Source organism: Vicinamibacterales bacterium, assembly GCA_041659285.1.
Classification (GTDB): domain Bacteria; phylum Acidobacteriota; class Vicinamibacteria; order Vicinamibacterales; family UBA2999; genus 12-FULL-67-14b.
The window spans coordinates 119,522-133,857 of sequence record JBAZYO010000001.1; the positions used below are offsets into that span (position 1 = coordinate 119,522).

Annotated in this window: 15 protein-coding genes and 1 tRNA gene; 7 read left to right on the forward strand and 9 right to left on the reverse strand. The window is 66.6% G+C overall.

Annotated features, from left to right (window positions below; genetic code table 11):
* From WC815_00525 to WC815_00535, 3 genes are all read left to right on the forward strand, one after another.
* Positions 1 to 606, forward strand: coding sequence for a protein-methionine-sulfoxide reductase heme-binding subunit MsrQ (locus WC815_00525; GenBank protein ID MFA5907240.1), 606 nt, complete (start codon positions 1 to 3; stop codon positions 604 to 606).
* 306 nt (positions 607 to 912) lie between these two features.
* Positions 913 to 2,142 carry a TlpA disulfide reductase family protein gene (locus tag WC815_00530; protein ID MFA5907241.1) on the forward strand — a complete coding sequence of 410 codons (1,230 nt, stop codon included), beginning with the start codon at positions 913 to 915 and terminating at the stop codon, positions 2,140 to 2,142.
* Between the two features lie 56 nt (positions 2,143 to 2,198).
* A tRNA-Met gene (locus tag WC815_00535) sits at positions 2,199 to 2,275 on the forward strand.
* A gap of 92 nt (positions 2,276 to 2,367) precedes the next feature.
* Here WC815_00535 and WC815_00540 read toward each other — a convergent pair.
* The gene (locus WC815_00540) at positions 2,368 to 3,765 is read right to left on the reverse strand and encodes a permease prefix domain 1-containing protein (protein MFA5907242.1); all 1,398 of its coding nucleotides are present in this window, start codon (positions 3,763 to 3,765) and stop codon (positions 2,368 to 2,370) included.
* A 242-nt stretch (positions 3,766 to 4,007) separates the two neighbouring features.
* On the opposite strand from WC815_00540, the gene WC815_00545 reads away from it, so the two are divergent.
* Entirely contained in the window at positions 4,008 to 5,570 is a 1,563-nt protein-coding gene (locus tag WC815_00545) for a hypothetical protein (GenBank protein MFA5907243.1), read from the forward strand.
* 149 nt (positions 5,571 to 5,719) lie between these two features.
* The gene (locus WC815_00550) at positions 5,720 to 6,874 is read left to right on the forward strand and encodes a carboxypeptidase-like regulatory domain-containing protein (protein ID MFA5907244.1); all 1,155 of its coding nucleotides are present in this window, start codon (positions 5,720 to 5,722) and stop codon (positions 6,872 to 6,874) included.
* 37 nt (positions 6,875 to 6,911) lie between these two features.
* On the opposite strand, the gene WC815_00555 is transcribed toward WC815_00550, so the two are convergent.
* Positions 6,912 to 7,049, reverse strand: a complete 138-nt coding sequence (locus WC815_00555; GenBank protein MFA5907245.1) for a hypothetical protein — start codon at positions 7,047 to 7,049, stop codon at positions 6,912 to 6,914.
* Between the two features lie 8 nt (positions 7,050 to 7,057).
* On the reverse strand, positions 7,058 to 7,189 hold the full coding sequence (locus tag WC815_00560; GenBank protein ID MFA5907246.1) for a hypothetical protein: 132 nt from the start codon (positions 7,187 to 7,189) through the stop codon (positions 7,058 to 7,060).
* A 161-nt stretch (positions 7,190 to 7,350) separates the two neighbouring features.
* On the opposite strand from WC815_00560, the gene WC815_00565 reads away from it, so the two are divergent.
* Together WC815_00565 and WC815_00570 are read left to right on the forward strand one after the other, a co-directional pair.
* A complete protein-coding gene (locus tag WC815_00565; GenBank protein ID MFA5907247.1) occupies positions 7,351 to 7,788 on the forward strand; it encodes a hypothetical protein in 438 nt (145 codons plus the stop codon).
* Positions 7,773 to 8,147, forward strand: coding sequence for a DUF952 domain-containing protein (locus WC815_00570; GenBank protein ID MFA5907248.1), 375 nt, complete (start codon positions 7,773 to 7,775; stop codon positions 8,145 to 8,147). The genes WC815_00565 and WC815_00570 overlap by 16 nt, the downstream gene beginning before the upstream one ends.
* A 7-nt stretch (positions 8,148 to 8,154) precedes the next feature.
* Here the strand turns inward: WC815_00570 and WC815_00575 are convergent, their stop codons facing one another.
* The 6 genes from WC815_00575 to speD form a co-directional block, all read right to left on the reverse strand.
* Entirely contained in the window at positions 8,155 to 9,318 is a 1,164-nt protein-coding gene (locus WC815_00575; protein ID MFA5907249.1) for a hypothetical protein, read from the reverse strand.
* Positions 9,319 to 9,463: 145 nt separating this feature from the next.
* A complete protein-coding gene (locus WC815_00580; protein ID MFA5907250.1) occupies positions 9,464 to 9,700 on the reverse strand; it encodes an SEC-C metal-binding domain-containing protein in 237 nt (78 codons plus the stop codon).
* A gap of 86 nt (positions 9,701 to 9,786) precedes the next feature.
* Positions 9,787 to 10,611 (reverse strand): class I SAM-dependent methyltransferase, encoded by an 825-nt coding sequence (locus WC815_00585; protein MFA5907251.1) that lies wholly within the window; start codon positions 10,609 to 10,611, stop codon positions 9,787 to 9,789.
* Complete coding sequence (locus WC815_00590; GenBank protein MFA5907252.1) at positions 10,608 to 12,575, reverse strand: hypothetical protein; 1,968 nt, start codon at positions 12,573 to 12,575, stop codon at positions 10,608 to 10,610. The genes WC815_00585 and WC815_00590 overlap by 4 nt, the downstream gene beginning before the upstream one ends.
* Positions 12,556 to 13,923, reverse strand: coding sequence for a hypothetical protein (locus tag WC815_00595; protein MFA5907253.1), 1,368 nt, complete (start codon positions 13,921 to 13,923; stop codon positions 12,556 to 12,558). The genes WC815_00590 and WC815_00595 overlap by 20 nt, the downstream gene beginning before the upstream one ends.
* Entirely contained in the window at positions 13,883 to 14,263 is a 381-nt protein-coding gene (gene speD / locus WC815_00600) for an adenosylmethionine decarboxylase (GenBank protein MFA5907254.1), read from the reverse strand. The genes WC815_00595 and speD overlap by 41 nt, the downstream gene beginning before the upstream one ends.
* Positions 14,264 to 14,336 lie beyond the last annotated feature (73 nt).

The following is a 14,336-nucleotide window of genomic DNA, read 5'->3' on the forward strand; positions in this document are numbered from 1 at the left end:
GTGACTCAAACACAATGGCGACGGCGGGTCTTCAAGCCCGTCGTCTATCTGGCCTGCCTGGCGCCGCTCTCGCTGCTGCTCTACGATTTCTATCGCGACGAGCTGGGCGCCAACCCGGTTGAGACCATCACCAACACCACCGGCATCTGGACCCTGCGGTTCATCGTGATCACCATCGCGATCACGCCGCTGCGATGGGCCACCGGCGTCAATCAACTGATCCACTACCGCCGCGCGCTCGGGTTGTTCGCGTTCTTCTACGGGTCGTTGCACTTCCTCACGTATTTCATCCTTGACCATCAACTGCAGTTCGAAGGCCTCTGGGACGATGTGGTGAAGCGGCCGTACATCACGGCGGGGTTTACGGCGTTCGTGTTGATGATCCCGCTGGCGATCACCTCCACCACGGGCTGGATCCGGCGGATGGGCGGGAAGCGGTGGAACCTGCTGCACCGGCTGGTCTACATCACCGCGCTCGCGGCCGTGTTGCACTACTTCTGGAAGGTGAAGCTGGACGCCACCTACCCCATCTACTACGGCATCGGCGTCGCGAGTCTGCTGGGAATCCGGCTATGGCGTAACTATGGCCCCAAGCCGGCATCCTAGATGTTGTAGTCGTAGGGCACCCCTTTACGGGGTGCCGGTGCCGAGGCCGGCCTTGACAGAACACGACCGTTTCAGGGATAACACTCAAGTCATGAAGAACGCGTGGGCATGCTCGTGTTGTTGCGTCGGGGGTTCCTCCGACGCCTGTCGCGCTGTGTCCACATAAGCCCTGGTCTTTCCTGAAGCCAGACGGCTTCAAAGTTCTCAGCCGATTCGAGGCCCGGAGGTGAAAACCTTCGGGCCTTTTTGCGTTTGCAGGTCGTGGTTTTGTAGGGCGCCCCTTTACGGGGCGCCGGGGAGAAGTAGATGAAGGTATTCCGTTCCGCTTTCGCCGCGTTGCTCATCGCGACAGCTTTCGCGGCCTCGCCCGCCGCGCAGGCGCCGTCGCCCTCCGGCCTCTGGGACGCCGCCGTCGTCGTCGGCGGCTTGGAGATCCCGTTCCGCTTCGAGATCAGCGGCACCGGGCCGTCGGTCAGCGGATGGTTCTTCAATGGCGACGAGAAGGTGGCCTCCACGGGAGGGAAGTTCGAGAACGGGTCGCTCGTCCTCAACTTCGATCACTACGCCACGTCGCTCGAGGCGACGCTGGTCAACGGCCGGTTCGCCGGGACCTACACCCGCACCAATGGCTTCTATCCGTTCTATGCCAAGCGCTTTGCGCCGTCGCCCGCGTTCCCGAATGAGGTGCCGGCCATCGACGGCGTCTGGCAAATCGGCGGCGTGAAGAGCAACAAGGGCGAGGCCGCGTGGCGCCTCATCGTGCGGCAGTCGGGCGCGGAAGTGACGGCGGCGATCCTGCGTGTGGATGGTGACACCGGCGCGCTGGCCGGGACGTTTCGCGACGGCAAGTTCGTGGTGAGCCACTTCTCGGGTGCGCGTCCGCTGGTGCTGGAGCTGACCCCGGCCAGGGACGGCAGCCTCGAGATCGTGCGGAACCGCCAGGAGCGCATGGTGGCGGTGCGTGCCAGCGAGGCCAGGCTGAAAGACGTGCCGGAGCCCACCGACCCCTCGCGCCACTCGAGCGTGAAGGACCCGACCGAGCCGTTCAAGTTCAGCTTCCCCGACGTGACCGGGAAGATGGTGTCGAGCACCGATGAGCGCTTCCGCGGCAAGGTCGTGATTGTGAGCATCAGCGGCAGCTGGTGCCCGAACTGCCATGACGAGGCGCCGTTCCTGGCGGCGCTCTATCGCAAGTACCAGTCGAAGGGACTGGAGATCGTGTCGCTGTCGTTTGAAGAGGACGCCCAGCGCGACAAGGGCTATCCGCGGCTGCTGGCGTTCAACAAGCGCTACGGCGTCGAGTACACGGTTGCGCTGGCAGGCGAGCAGGCGGACGTGGCGGAGAAGGTGCCGCAGATCCACAACCTCAACTCGTTCCCGACCACGATCTTCCTGGGCCGTGATGGCCTGGTCCGCGGCGTCCACGCCGGCTTTGCCGGCGCGGCCAGCGGGGCTTTCCACGAGAGTGCGAAGGAAGAGATCACCGCCACGGTGGAGCGGCTGCTCGCGGAAACCACCTCATCGCGCGCGAAATAACGTGGACGAGGTTTGGCGGATGAGGATTGGTGTGTTAGTATCAGTCTCTTCCGTGTCGCGGGGTGGAGCAGTCCGGTAGCTCGTTGGGCTCATAACCCAAAGGTCGGGGGTTCAAATCCCCCCCCCGCAACCAAACATTTCGAAGGGCTTACAGCAGGTCGCTGTAAGCCCTTTTTCGTTGCACCGGCAGTCATCCAACATCGCGCCCCTGCCCCGCGGGGGGCACTAACGGTAGCCGAACACGGGCGGGAACACGACCACCACCAGTGCCGCCCATACGGAGTACACGGGCAGATAGGCGATTTGCCATCGCTCCAGGGCGGCAAACGAGCCCCGGTGACGCAGAAAGCCCGCATAGAGCCACGCCGACCACGCCAGGTTGACGAGCAGAATGAGATTCTCGCCAAGTGCCGCGACCCGGTTGGGAGTGAAGCCAAACTCGGAGATACGGGCTGCAATCGCCCACAGCGCCACCCCATCGACCACGAGCGCGCTGACCACGAGCAGCAGTTGCAGGCCGTCGAAGAAGCCGGGCGGTGCCTCCGGGTCGCGCGCGGAGGCGGCGTAGAGCACCAGCCCAACGACCAGCGCCAGCAGCAGGTCGAAGCCGATCAGTACCTCCCGCTCCACGTTGATGGGGTTGCCGGTCCACGCCATCGTCGCCAGGAACATCAGCAACAGCACGGTGAACAGCGGCGTGAACAGCCTGGTCAGCACCGGTGCCATGTTCTCGATGACACTTTGCTTCGCCTCCACCAACCAGGATCCGATGATGACGGCCCCCGCCGCCCCGCACGGGATGAGCCAGCCGCCGACGAACCAGTCAGCCTTCATGTCGATGGCGGAGAACATCATGAAGGTAAAGCCGGTGAGGACGCCCCCACCGAGCGCGATCAGCACGTAGTAAATGGCCAGCTCGCCCGAGAACCGGACGAAGTTCATGCGCTCACCGCCGGCGAACCAGCGGCCTCGGACATAGGCGAAGCCGACGGCCAACCATAGGGCGATTGGCAGGTGCAGAATGGTCAGCACCTGGGTGTCGCTGCCCTTGGGTGCGTTGTCGACGACAACAGTCTCCCATGGGAAGGCGTTGGCGAAGACGGCCGCGGCCGCGAAGGGCAGCACGAGCCAGAGCCCGCTGAGCGCATTCCACCCACGTTTCCACATGAAGTAGACGGCAAGCAGAGGGAAGACGAACAGGCTGGCGTTGCGGAAGTAGAAAGGTGGCACTTCTTCGTCAGGGCTGAGCTGAAGCCCGAACAGCGCCGGCACCTTGACGGCCACCCCCGCAGCGACGGCAAGGCCCAGGGCGACGATCGTCTCGGTGTACGCGGCGTTCGCCGGCCGATCAGCGTCGGGGGCGATAACCAGCTGCTGCCACAGCCGCTCGGAATGCGCGCGCGCGAACTCACGTGACGGCGCATCGCGGCTGCCCATGCGCGTGACCGCGACCAGGAAAGCCTCATCCTCTGACAGGCCGGCCCCGGTGAGCGCCACCAGCTGGTCGCGGAGATGTCCCTCGAGCTCTTCCACGTCGGGACCGTGAAGGGCCTGCCGGCGGCGCAGGTGCGCCCGCCACTGCGCGATGTGCTTCTCGAGCGATCGATCGGCGAAGTTCGTCATGCCGCGCACGCCTCCAGGCTTCGACCCATTGTTCCCATCGAGAGCACGATAAAGGACTTTGTATTACGAAGTCAAGTGGTAGGCAGCCCGCGGAGGTGAACTATGGGGATATCGCGCCGGACTGCTGGGGACTTTCCCTCGACGACGCGAATTACCCCGCACCGCCAATCGCCCTTCCTCTGATGCACTGAAGGCGAAATTCCGGCCCGGAATATGCTGTCGAAGGCACTGGGGAGGTTCCCGTGCCTTTTGCATTCCTGTTGATCCTCACGTTGTTGACGGTTCCGCTGGCCATGCCGGCGGGCCACTTGGGCCGTTCCGAGGGGAAGACGACGCCGTATTCGCTGGCGCCCGCGCCGTTCTCCGGCCAGATGCCGGACGGGTGGGTCTCCAAGAAGCAATCAGCCCAGACCACGATTTTCAGCGCACCGGCCGGCACGGCCGAGGCGGAAGCGTCGATTTGGATTCGTCTCGCCCCGCTGGTGTCGCAACCCGACTGGGGCATCGACGACTACGTCGCCGACGTGCAGCGCGCCAACGCGAAGCTGGCCGGCATCGAATGGGGCGCCGTCGATCGGAAGCAGACCGATGACGGCCGCGCCATCCGGGTGCTGACCGGCGGTTGGTCGAGCACGACCACCGCCGGCGCGACCACGCGGGCACGGGCGTTGTTCATCTTCGCCGAGTTCCCCGACTACATGGCCGTTGGCCAGTACTCCGCGCCGCAGGCGTTCTTCGACAGACTGTCTTCCGGATTCGACGTCATCTGGAACAGCCTCACTTACGGCGGCACGTCGGTGGCTGCGGCCCCGCCTGCCTCGGGAAGGCGCACCGCGTTCACGATCGAGTCTCCAGCTTACGCAGGCGAGATGCCCGAAGGTTGGGTCACACGACGGTCCGACAACGTCACGGTCATCGAGGGGGCGAAGGGCACCGAGGCCTACGAGATGACCATCCGCCTGTCGTTCTTCGACAAGGCGCAGAACACGCTCGAGGGCATGGCGTCGAGTGTCCGCGCGACGCTGTTGGAACTCCCCGGCTCCACCGTTCACCCCGCCGATCTCAAGGCCACGTCGGAAGGGCGCCCGGCGCGGGCGCTGGTCGCGGACTATACAGGTAAAGACTCGTCGAACCGATCGGGCCCGTTCCGCCAGGTCCTCGCCATCGTCCAATACGACGACCACCTGGTCGTGCTCGGTTATTCGGGTCCTGCATCGCTGCACGATAAGTACGCCGCGGCGTACGAAATGGTGGGATCAACGCTTCAGGCGCGGCGGTCGTCCACTGCCTCTCGGACCGCGGGGCAGCCGAAGGCCCAGGCGCCTACGGTGACCGCGGGGACGACCAAGCAGTTCAGCGACGCTACATTCGGCATCGCCTTCGAACTCCCGGCGACCTGGACCTATCGCGTCAACGCGGCCAAGGACTACGTCATCGAAGGACCGAAGGGCACCGAGGCCTACGAACTGTCGGTCGTGCTCCAGTTCGTGACCAAGGCGGCGAATCCCAAGTCATCGGCGACGGCCCAGGCGCAAAAGCTCGTGGATCAGATCAAGGGCGCGCCCAACGGCGTAATCAAGACGAGCGAGATGCTCACCATCGGCGGGCAGGAGGCCCCGTACTTCGTCGCGACCTACACGGCCGCGGACTCCACCGGCGCCAAGACGCCGTTCGCCCACACCCAGATCGTGATCGACCACGGCGCCTACTACTATCTGGTGAGCTATTCCGGTCCCGCGAAGATCTACGAGAAGTACACGAGCGCATTTGAGGGGATGGTTGGCACGTTCCGGTTCACGCGGTGAGCGGCCCGGAAGCAAATATGAGCATCGCCGTGGTCTAAGCAGGTAACGCAGTCGCCGTTCCGGACCGATTCTTCGCCTGACGTCGCTTCCAGGGACGGTATCGGGCTTGCAGTTGTCGTGGCATGCGTTCCATGTGCTTGTCATTGACAATGGCCGTGCTGGTTATCGTCGCGGGGTGCGGCAAGGACACGCCCACCGCGCCAACGCCGACACCCGGAGCCGCGATCGGGCTGAGCGGGAATCTTGCCTTCGGCAATGTCACGGTCGGGACCACGGCGACGGCGGCCTTGACGATCACGAACACCGGCTCGGCTGAGCTCACCGTCACCAGCATCGGCTACCCGGCAGGGTTCAGCGGCAGCTGGGCCGGTGGCTCGATTGCCGCCGCGGCGTCGCAAATCGTCAACGTGACGTTTGCGCCAACGGCCGGCTCCGCCTACACGGGAACCATCACCGTGAATGCCAATCAGACGAGCGGGACCAATACCATTTCGGTATCAGGAACGGGGACGGTATCGCCCACGTTTACGCTTTCGGGTCTCGTCACCGAGTCGGCTCCGACGACCAGCACCGTATTGGCAGGCGTCACCGTGACTTTCGTTGACGGCGTCAACCAGGGCAAGTCGGCCGCCACGGGCGCCGATGGCCGTTACCAGATCACGGGCGTGTCGAACGGCGGCTACACCGTGAGCGCGACGCGGGCCGGGTATGTGAGCGCGGCGCTGCCGGTGGGCATCGACGGGAACACCACGCTGAACATCCGGCTCGATCCGGTCGGCCCGCGGACCAGTTTTGGCCCAGGGCAATACCGCGTCAACACCGACATCCCGGCCGGGCTCTATTACAGCGACCCCGGACACGGTTGTCGCTTCCAGCGTCTGCGCGGCTTTGGCGGCACGTCGAGCGAGGTGATCACCACCACGCAGGTCAACTTTGACGCCGGCCAGTGGATCGTGCAGTTGCTGACTGCCGACGCCGGCTTCGAAACCGAGTCCTCGTGCGGAGCCTGGTTCACGACGCCACGGCGCGGTCTTCAGACCGTCATCTCAGCCGGGTCGTGGGTCGTCGGGATTCAAGTCACGGCAGGCACCTATCGCGCCGAGAACAGCGGGCTGGGCTGCGAATGGCAGCGCCTCGGCAACTTCACCGGGAGCTTCGACGCCATCATTGCGAGTGGGTTCGCGAGCAGCGCCGGCCCGCAGTTGGTCACCATCGCGGCCACCGACACCGGGTTCAGCACCACGGCCGATTGCGGGTCGTGGCTGCGAACGACCGCCGCCACCGCGGCCGTGCCCGTGAAATGACCGGCCGGCCTGCCAGGGAGGCTTCGCGGCGCTCTTGTCAGGGATGCGACTGGTTGTATTCAGCCAGCCACTGCCGGCTCATGGTGCCCATGTCGCGGGTGTTGGACTCGACCCAGTACCGCCCGGTCATGATCATGATGACCACGCCGCCGAAGCCGATTGCCAGGAACAGCATCGCGTCTCCTACAGTCCGCTGAAGACCATCCGCCCGAGGCGGAGGGCAAGGGCGACCACGAGCGCGATGGGGACGCCGACAATCAGCACGCCCAGGGCGACGCCCCAGACGGCGGCAAACACGCCGAGCGCATCGGTCACGCCGGTGGTCCAGGACTCAAAACGACTGACAGAAGTGGTGTTGATCACAAGCCCTCCAATGACGTGCCTTGGTGAGGGCTGGGGGCCAGGCGCGGCCGCAGTGCTCAGGAAAGCGGAAGTAAGGTAATTAGTATACCCCGCCCCGGGAGTAAGCTGAAATCATGAGGTTGCTGCTGCTGACCGTTGCGGTCGCCCTGTGCGGCGGACTGGTGTCCGCGCAGGAGAAGCCGGTCCCGAAAGACTCCACGCGACTCTCGATCCCGGGCTGCGCCTACGACCGGCTGTTCATCGTCGACATCAGTCCCGACAACGAAATGCCGCGGACCGACATGAAGCCGGGCCGGCGCCTCCGCCTGTCGGGCCCGAAGAAGCTGCTCGAGGAAATCAAGGCGCGCGGGCGCGACATGGTCGAGATCACCGGGCTGGTGCGCAAGACAGATCTCATCGAGCAGGGTGTCGGCCTGGCCGGCGGCCGCATCCGCATCATGCCGGGCCGATCGCCGGTCGGCAGCACCGCCGGCCGCGACTCCGGTGTGAGCCAGGCCGTGATCGACGTGGAGTCGTGGCGCCTGCTGAACGCCACGTGTCCGTCGCGGTGATCGGCACCATCTACAAGATCGCGCCGGCGGGCCTGTGGCGCGAGGCGGTGGAGAAGGGCCGCTTCACCGGCTCGCCGGTGGATGTGAAGGACGGCTTCATCCATTTCTCGACGGCGGCGCAAGTCCGCGACACGGCCGCGAAGCATTTTGCCGGCGCCGCCGACCTGGTGCTGGTTGCGGTCGCAACGACCGGTCTCGACCTTCGGTGGGAGCCGTCGCGCGGCGGCGACCTGTTTCCTCACCTCTACGACGAACTGCCGTTGAGCGCGGTGCGGTGGGTGACGCCGCTGCCGCTCGACGCCGATGGGCACCATCGGTTTCCGGAGCCGCTCCCATCGACAGCGCCCGCTCGCGGGTGACTGCGGATCAGTGACGTGCGTGCCTCTCCGTGTCAGTGGCCATGTCCAGCGGACTCCACGGGATCCGCGCGGCGGCGGCGAGCAACGGCAACACCGAGATCAGGAAGCGCGCCTCTTCCGAGGCATCGCCGACGGCCATCACGATGATGGAGTACGCGGTGACGGCGATCAGGAGGTTGTACGGCGCCGCCAACAGCCGCAGCGCGGAGCCCGGCGCGCGAACCAGCGCCGTCCCGAGCGCGATCACGTTCGCCAGCAGCAATCCCGACAGGATCCAGACGGTGGGCCGATAGAAGCGAAAGACGGGGTGGTTTGGATCATGCGAGTAGATGCCGGTGCGGACCTGGATCACCAGCGCCTGCACGCGCCGGATCGCGTGCTTGATCGCGGTCACCGGATTGTGCCGCACGAACTGCACGACCGCGCGGGTCAGCCGCTGGCTGTTGTCGAAGTGTTCCCCGGTGTTGATGTTCGGATCCCGGCCCGGCGCGAGCGGGGCGTTGCCCGGTTCGGGCGCGAGGGGCACCGCGCCCACCATGGGCCAGGCCCGGATCAAGTTGAACCCGACGTGGTTGCTCCACGTGAGCTGTCCGAACCGCCACGCCTGGTGCACGTGCCAGCCACCGGTAAAGACCATCAACGGGATCAGGAACGCAATGACCTGGCGGCGCGACCGTGTCCACAACATCGCGCCGGCGCAGGCGGCCACGTAGATCACGATGGGGAAGAGAAACGGCCGGGTGAGCTCAGCCATCGTCAGGCACAATCCCGCGCCGGCGGCCAGCGGGACCCGGAGACCCGGCGAGCCCGTGCACAGGATGGTCCGCTGCAGGCACGCGACGAACAGCAGGATGAACAGCGGAAAGTAGGCGTCGGCCACCATCGGGTTGCCGGGATGGATGGCGGCGGCGCTGGTCAACAGGATCACGGCCGTGGCGAACGAGGCCAGCAGTGCGACCGGCGAGCGGCGGTTAAGCAGGATGGGAAGCAGGAAGGCGAGAGCCAGCGCGGCGGGATACGCGGTCTCGGTCATGAAGAGCGCGTCGCCGGTCCACCACACGTTCGCGATCTCGAGCAGCGAGATCACCGGGGGAATGGCCATGCGGAGGTCGCGCAGATACACCGCCACGCTCGACCACGTGGGGAAGTCCTCCGGCGCGAAGACGAACATCCACGTAGTGGCCGCGTCCGCCTGGGCATCGCGGAGGATCCACGCGGCGAAGGCCAGGTACGCAGCGATGACGGCCGCTGCCAGGTAGGGCTGCGAGGCCGGCGTCCACGGCCGCTGCCAGGACCACCGGCTCGTCAGGGGCCGCTCAGTGATAGTGTCCGTGCTCCGCCGACCAGACGCCGCCGGGCCTGGCCACGTCGGTGTCGCCGGTCAGCGACGAGATGCCGACCGCCAGGCCGGCCGCCATCAGCAGGCCCACCACCACGAGCATCACCATGTTGCCGCGGCTCTTCTGTTCCTTGAGCTCGCAGCATTTCTTGAACTTCTTGCCGCTGCCGCACGGGCACGCATCGTTTCGTCCTGCTTTGGTGGTCTGCGCCATGGTGGTCCCTTTCAACGGTCTCGGTGCCTATCCTGACCCTCCCGCGGGCCGCGGTCAAGCGGCGCGAATCGACCAGGACGACGGGGTTACGTGTGCGTGACCGAGGTCGAGGCCCGGGGCGCCGCCGGCTTTCGCACCACCGTGGCCAGCAGGTAGCCGTGCCTGCGCACCGCGGGCACGTGACGATCGAGGAACACGAATGGGGACACCAGCGCGCCGGTCACGCTGGCGAGCGGCCGGAACCAGGAGTGGCAGGCCAGGTCGAGCATCCGCAACCAGCCGGGGATGAAGAGAATGGCCGTCTCGGCGACCACTTCCAGTCCGGCCCGCTCGAGCATCTGCCGCAACGCCCGCCGCGTGTACGACTTCTCGTAGCCGTACCCGTAGATCCCCACGGCCTGCATCACCGTGGCCAGCAGCGGCCGCAGGAACGGGTCGAGACGATTGGGCACGCCGATGATGGCGCGCCCCCCGGGCTTGAGCACCCGCGTCATTTCCGCGACCGCGCGCTCCGTTTCGGCAAAGTGTTCGATCGTGCCCATCGAGTAGACGGCGTCGAAGCTGCCGTCCGCGAAGGGGAGATCGCGGACGTCGCCGACCGCGCTCGACAGGCCATCCGCAAACCCCGCCGCGGCGAACGCGTCCTGAGCCATCATCAGCGTGGGCCTGGAAATGTCCACGCCGAATGCGCGCGCCCCACGCGCATGCGCCCACACGAGGATGCGCGTGTTGCGGGCTTCGTCCCACAAGTCGGTCTTGAGGATCGAGAGTCCGTCGAGCGCGCCGAAGTGCTCGGTGAACAGGCGCTGTTCGTTGTCCGCGTAGTACCGGGTCGAGGCCGCGCCTGACAGGTCTGGAAATCGTTCACCCACGCCCGCCCAGAAACGGCGGTAGCTGGACGGCGTCATCATGGATCTTCACCTTCGACAGCCCAGGTCCACGTGCCGATGGCGATCGACAGCGGCCGGCGATCGCGGTTGTGGATCACCTCGTCGGCGACGGTAGGCGGTTCGTCGGGACGGAACTTCAGCTCGTGCGCGCCTCTGGGAAAGGTGAAGGGCGCGGTGACGTACGAGCGGCGCCCGGGCGCCACGACCAGGGTCTGCACCGGGCGACCGTCCACCAGAAGCGACACGCGCCGATCATAATGGAACGCCGCCGCTTCCAAATGAAGCGTCGCCACGATGGGGCGGGGCGTGGTGTTTTCGATGACCCATGCCGCCTCGGCGCCCATCCATCGCCACGACCACTCGACATCGTGCTCGCGCGGTGAGAATCCCGTGATCGTGCCGGTGTAGAGCGCCGGCGGCCTGGCCACGACCGCGAACACCCGCCCATCATCAAAGCTCGCGGTGACGCGCAAGCCGTCCCCCTCGGCCGGCCGGGCGATCGCTGGTGTGCGCTGCCCATCGCGCCGGAAGAGCACGTGCGTGTAGCCGTTCGCTGCGAGCTTCTTCGCCAGGTTCGGTTCGGCGCAGTCGGCAATCGCCTCGCTCAGCAGCAGGATTCGGTCGCTGGTCAGCCAGGGGATCGACGCCGCGTCCGGCGTGCGAGGCGCGCAGTCAAGAATCCGCATGGCTTCCGGCTGCTGCATGACCCACCGGTGTGCCGTCGTCGGCAGCACGTCACGCCAGAGCGCCGATGGCGGGACCGCATACTCGGCGGCGACGAGCGCCAGGAGGGCGGCGGCGGCAATCCGCGCGCGCCAGGTCGCCGACCGAAGCAGCCAATCGACGCCGATGCCGGCCAGCAACGCCGCCATGAGCTGCACCACGACACCGAATCGCGCGTAGGACCGGAACCACGGCATCACGTCGTACAGCAGCGCCGACGGCCGCACGAAGGTGAACGTCCCGATGGTCCGCTCCGGCGACAGCGAGCAGAGCAGCGCCGCGCTGGCGACAATGACGAGGACGGGAACGTGCGCGAGGGGCGCGGGCGGCCGCACGCGCACGAGCCACCGGAAGATCGCGATGAGCCCGAGCGCGACAATGCCCCAGCCAAGGCTTACCTGTTGTTCGAGCAGCCCTTGGTGGACGCCGGCGCCATCCCACACGCGCCGCGCCGTTGCCCCGAGCAGTGGATTCGAAACCGGCGGCACGAGATAGCTCCACCATTTCGCGCTGTAGCGGAACAGGTCGGCACGTGAAAATGCGAACGCAGCAGGGTCCATCTCCACGGCACTGGTAGCGAACCACGCGTAAGCCAGTCCCGCGGCCGCCACGAGCAGGAGAGTCCCGGCGGTCACGCCCAGCCGGCGTAGCGGCTGCGTTCCGGCCCGGCGAGTGCCAACCCAGTAAGCGGCTACGGCCACCGGCGTGATGGCGGCGGCGATGAAGCCCCCGTAGAAATTCGACAGCGTGACGGCCACCGTCGCGGCGCCCAGGGCCGCGACCGCGCCGGGCGTGGCGGCGTCGAGACACCGCCACAGCGCGAGGAGGTAGAGCGGTATCCATTGGGTCTGCGCGATGTGCGGGTGATAGGCGGCCTGTGCCAGGTGGAACGGGGAGAACGCGTAGGCCATGGCCACGACGGTTGCGCCCGCCGGCGAGAGCGCCAGATGCCGTGCCAGCAGGTACGATGCCGCGGCGGCCAGGGGAAAGCTGATCAGAACCAGCCAGTTGTAGGCGGCCACTGCGCCCAACGCGCGCGCGATCAGCGCGCCGGTCAGATCGGTGAGCGGCTGCGCATACTCGCCGCGAGCGAGCGGGCGCTCGAACCGCTGCATGACGGTGAAGGGATCGTGGTGGCGGCCGACTGTCTCGGCTCCGAACACGCGCTCCGACGGGGCGCGAAGAACGGGTGCGCCCAGCAGCACGGTGACGATTACCGCCAGTGCCGTGACCGCGCCGAGTTCAGCGAGCCGCCCGGACACGGGTGACCACCGTCGCGAAGATCAACACCGGGCCGGCCACCGCCCAACCGCGCACGTCACGCACGTGCGCCGCCATGCCGGCGACGGCCAGTGCGTGGAGCGCGAGCAGGCCGGTCACCTGTGTGAGCGCAAGAATGCCGAGTCCGGCGATGAAGCGCGTCCAACCGGCGGCAGCGAAGGCCGCGACCCACAGCGCCAGGTAGAGGCCGACCTGGAACGCCGGCAGGAACGCGATGGCGCCCTGCGGGTCGTCGAGCACCGCGCCGGCCTGCGGGGTGACGAGGCGCGTGTAGACGGGACCGAGCAGGAACACAAACAGCACGCCCGCCAGCATCCCCGCCGCCGCGTAGGCGGGCGCGGCCTTGCCGCCGTGGCGCCACATCGCGGCGAGGAACACGATCACCGCGCCAAGGAGCAGCTGATAGAACGCGTGGACGAGGAAGATCGGCGACGCCATCACGGCATCCGGCAGCGCCACCACCAGCAACCGCGCGATCCCGAGCGCAGTAAAGAGCGGTAGCGTGGCCAACACGCCCAGCGCCATCCGCCGCCACGTCGTCGAGTAGGCGCACACGGCGGCCAGGTACACAGGAATCAGCGGCGTGGAGATGCACTCCTGGGTCACGATAAAGGCGCCGCGCGGCGTCGAGAGCACGTTCGACGCCGCCTGGGCGCTGACCCCGATGCCGCCGAGGATCGCCGCGGCGGCGCTGGCGATGACGCCGCCGAGCGCCAGCACCTGCGGACTCTCGAGATAGAGCGGCGAGGTGGCGGCAAACGCGATCAGGAAGATCGCCGTCAGTACGATGAACCGGTGTGATGGTTGCAGCGCGGGCCGGGCCGTCGCCAACGGCGATTGGAATCGCGAGATGACCAGGTGCTTGCCGGAAGAGCCTTCGGCGAGCCGCATCCAGGTGAACACGTAGCCGGCAATGGCCAGCGTGAGTACGGCGGGCCAGATGTAGACATGCAGTGCGTCGAACCAACCAGGTGACGCGACGACGAGGCCGAGTGTGCCGATTCGCAGCGTGTTGAGGAACAGGATCAGCGCGATGCCGCCGGCCGCGCCCGCCAGCCGCGCGCGCCACCGTACCGGATAGGCGAGCACGGCGCCCACGCAAAGGGCCAACGCGTCAGCCCCGCTGCACGCCAGCGTGACCACCACCGGGAGCGCCGGTGTCCCGAATAGTCCCACCGCAAGCGCACCTTGAACGCGCGTGAGCGGCAACACGACATGCGCTTCGGTCCAGCCCAGGCGGAGCACACCGAACAGACCAAGGCTACCGGCCACCGCCCACAGGACGAACCTAAGGGCGTCCGGCGGGCGACGGGGCGTGTCCGTCTGCACGAGGAATCTCCTGGACCGACGTGGAGGTGGCACCGAGTGAGCGGCCGAGCTCCGCGATCGCCGCAAGGCTCTTGAGCCTGGTCGAGCACGAAAAGATGTCGAGGTTAACCGTGCCGGTCTCTGGCCAAGTGTGCAGAATCGCATGCGATTCTGCCAGGATCAGGACTGATGTCAGGCCCGCGCCTGGAAAGTCGTGGGAAAGCGCCTGCACGACCGTCGCGCCTGCATTCGTCAGCGCATCGACAAAGGCCGCGGTGATCGCCTCCGGTGCCAAGGCTGCGATGGCGCTACATCCCAACAGATCAACGGAATACAGCACCGGCTGGTCATGGGAACCCATCTGTAGTAATCAGACCGTATCAGGGTAAGGGCAAACTGTGCAAAAAAGCACAGCCCAACATAACTCGCAAGCT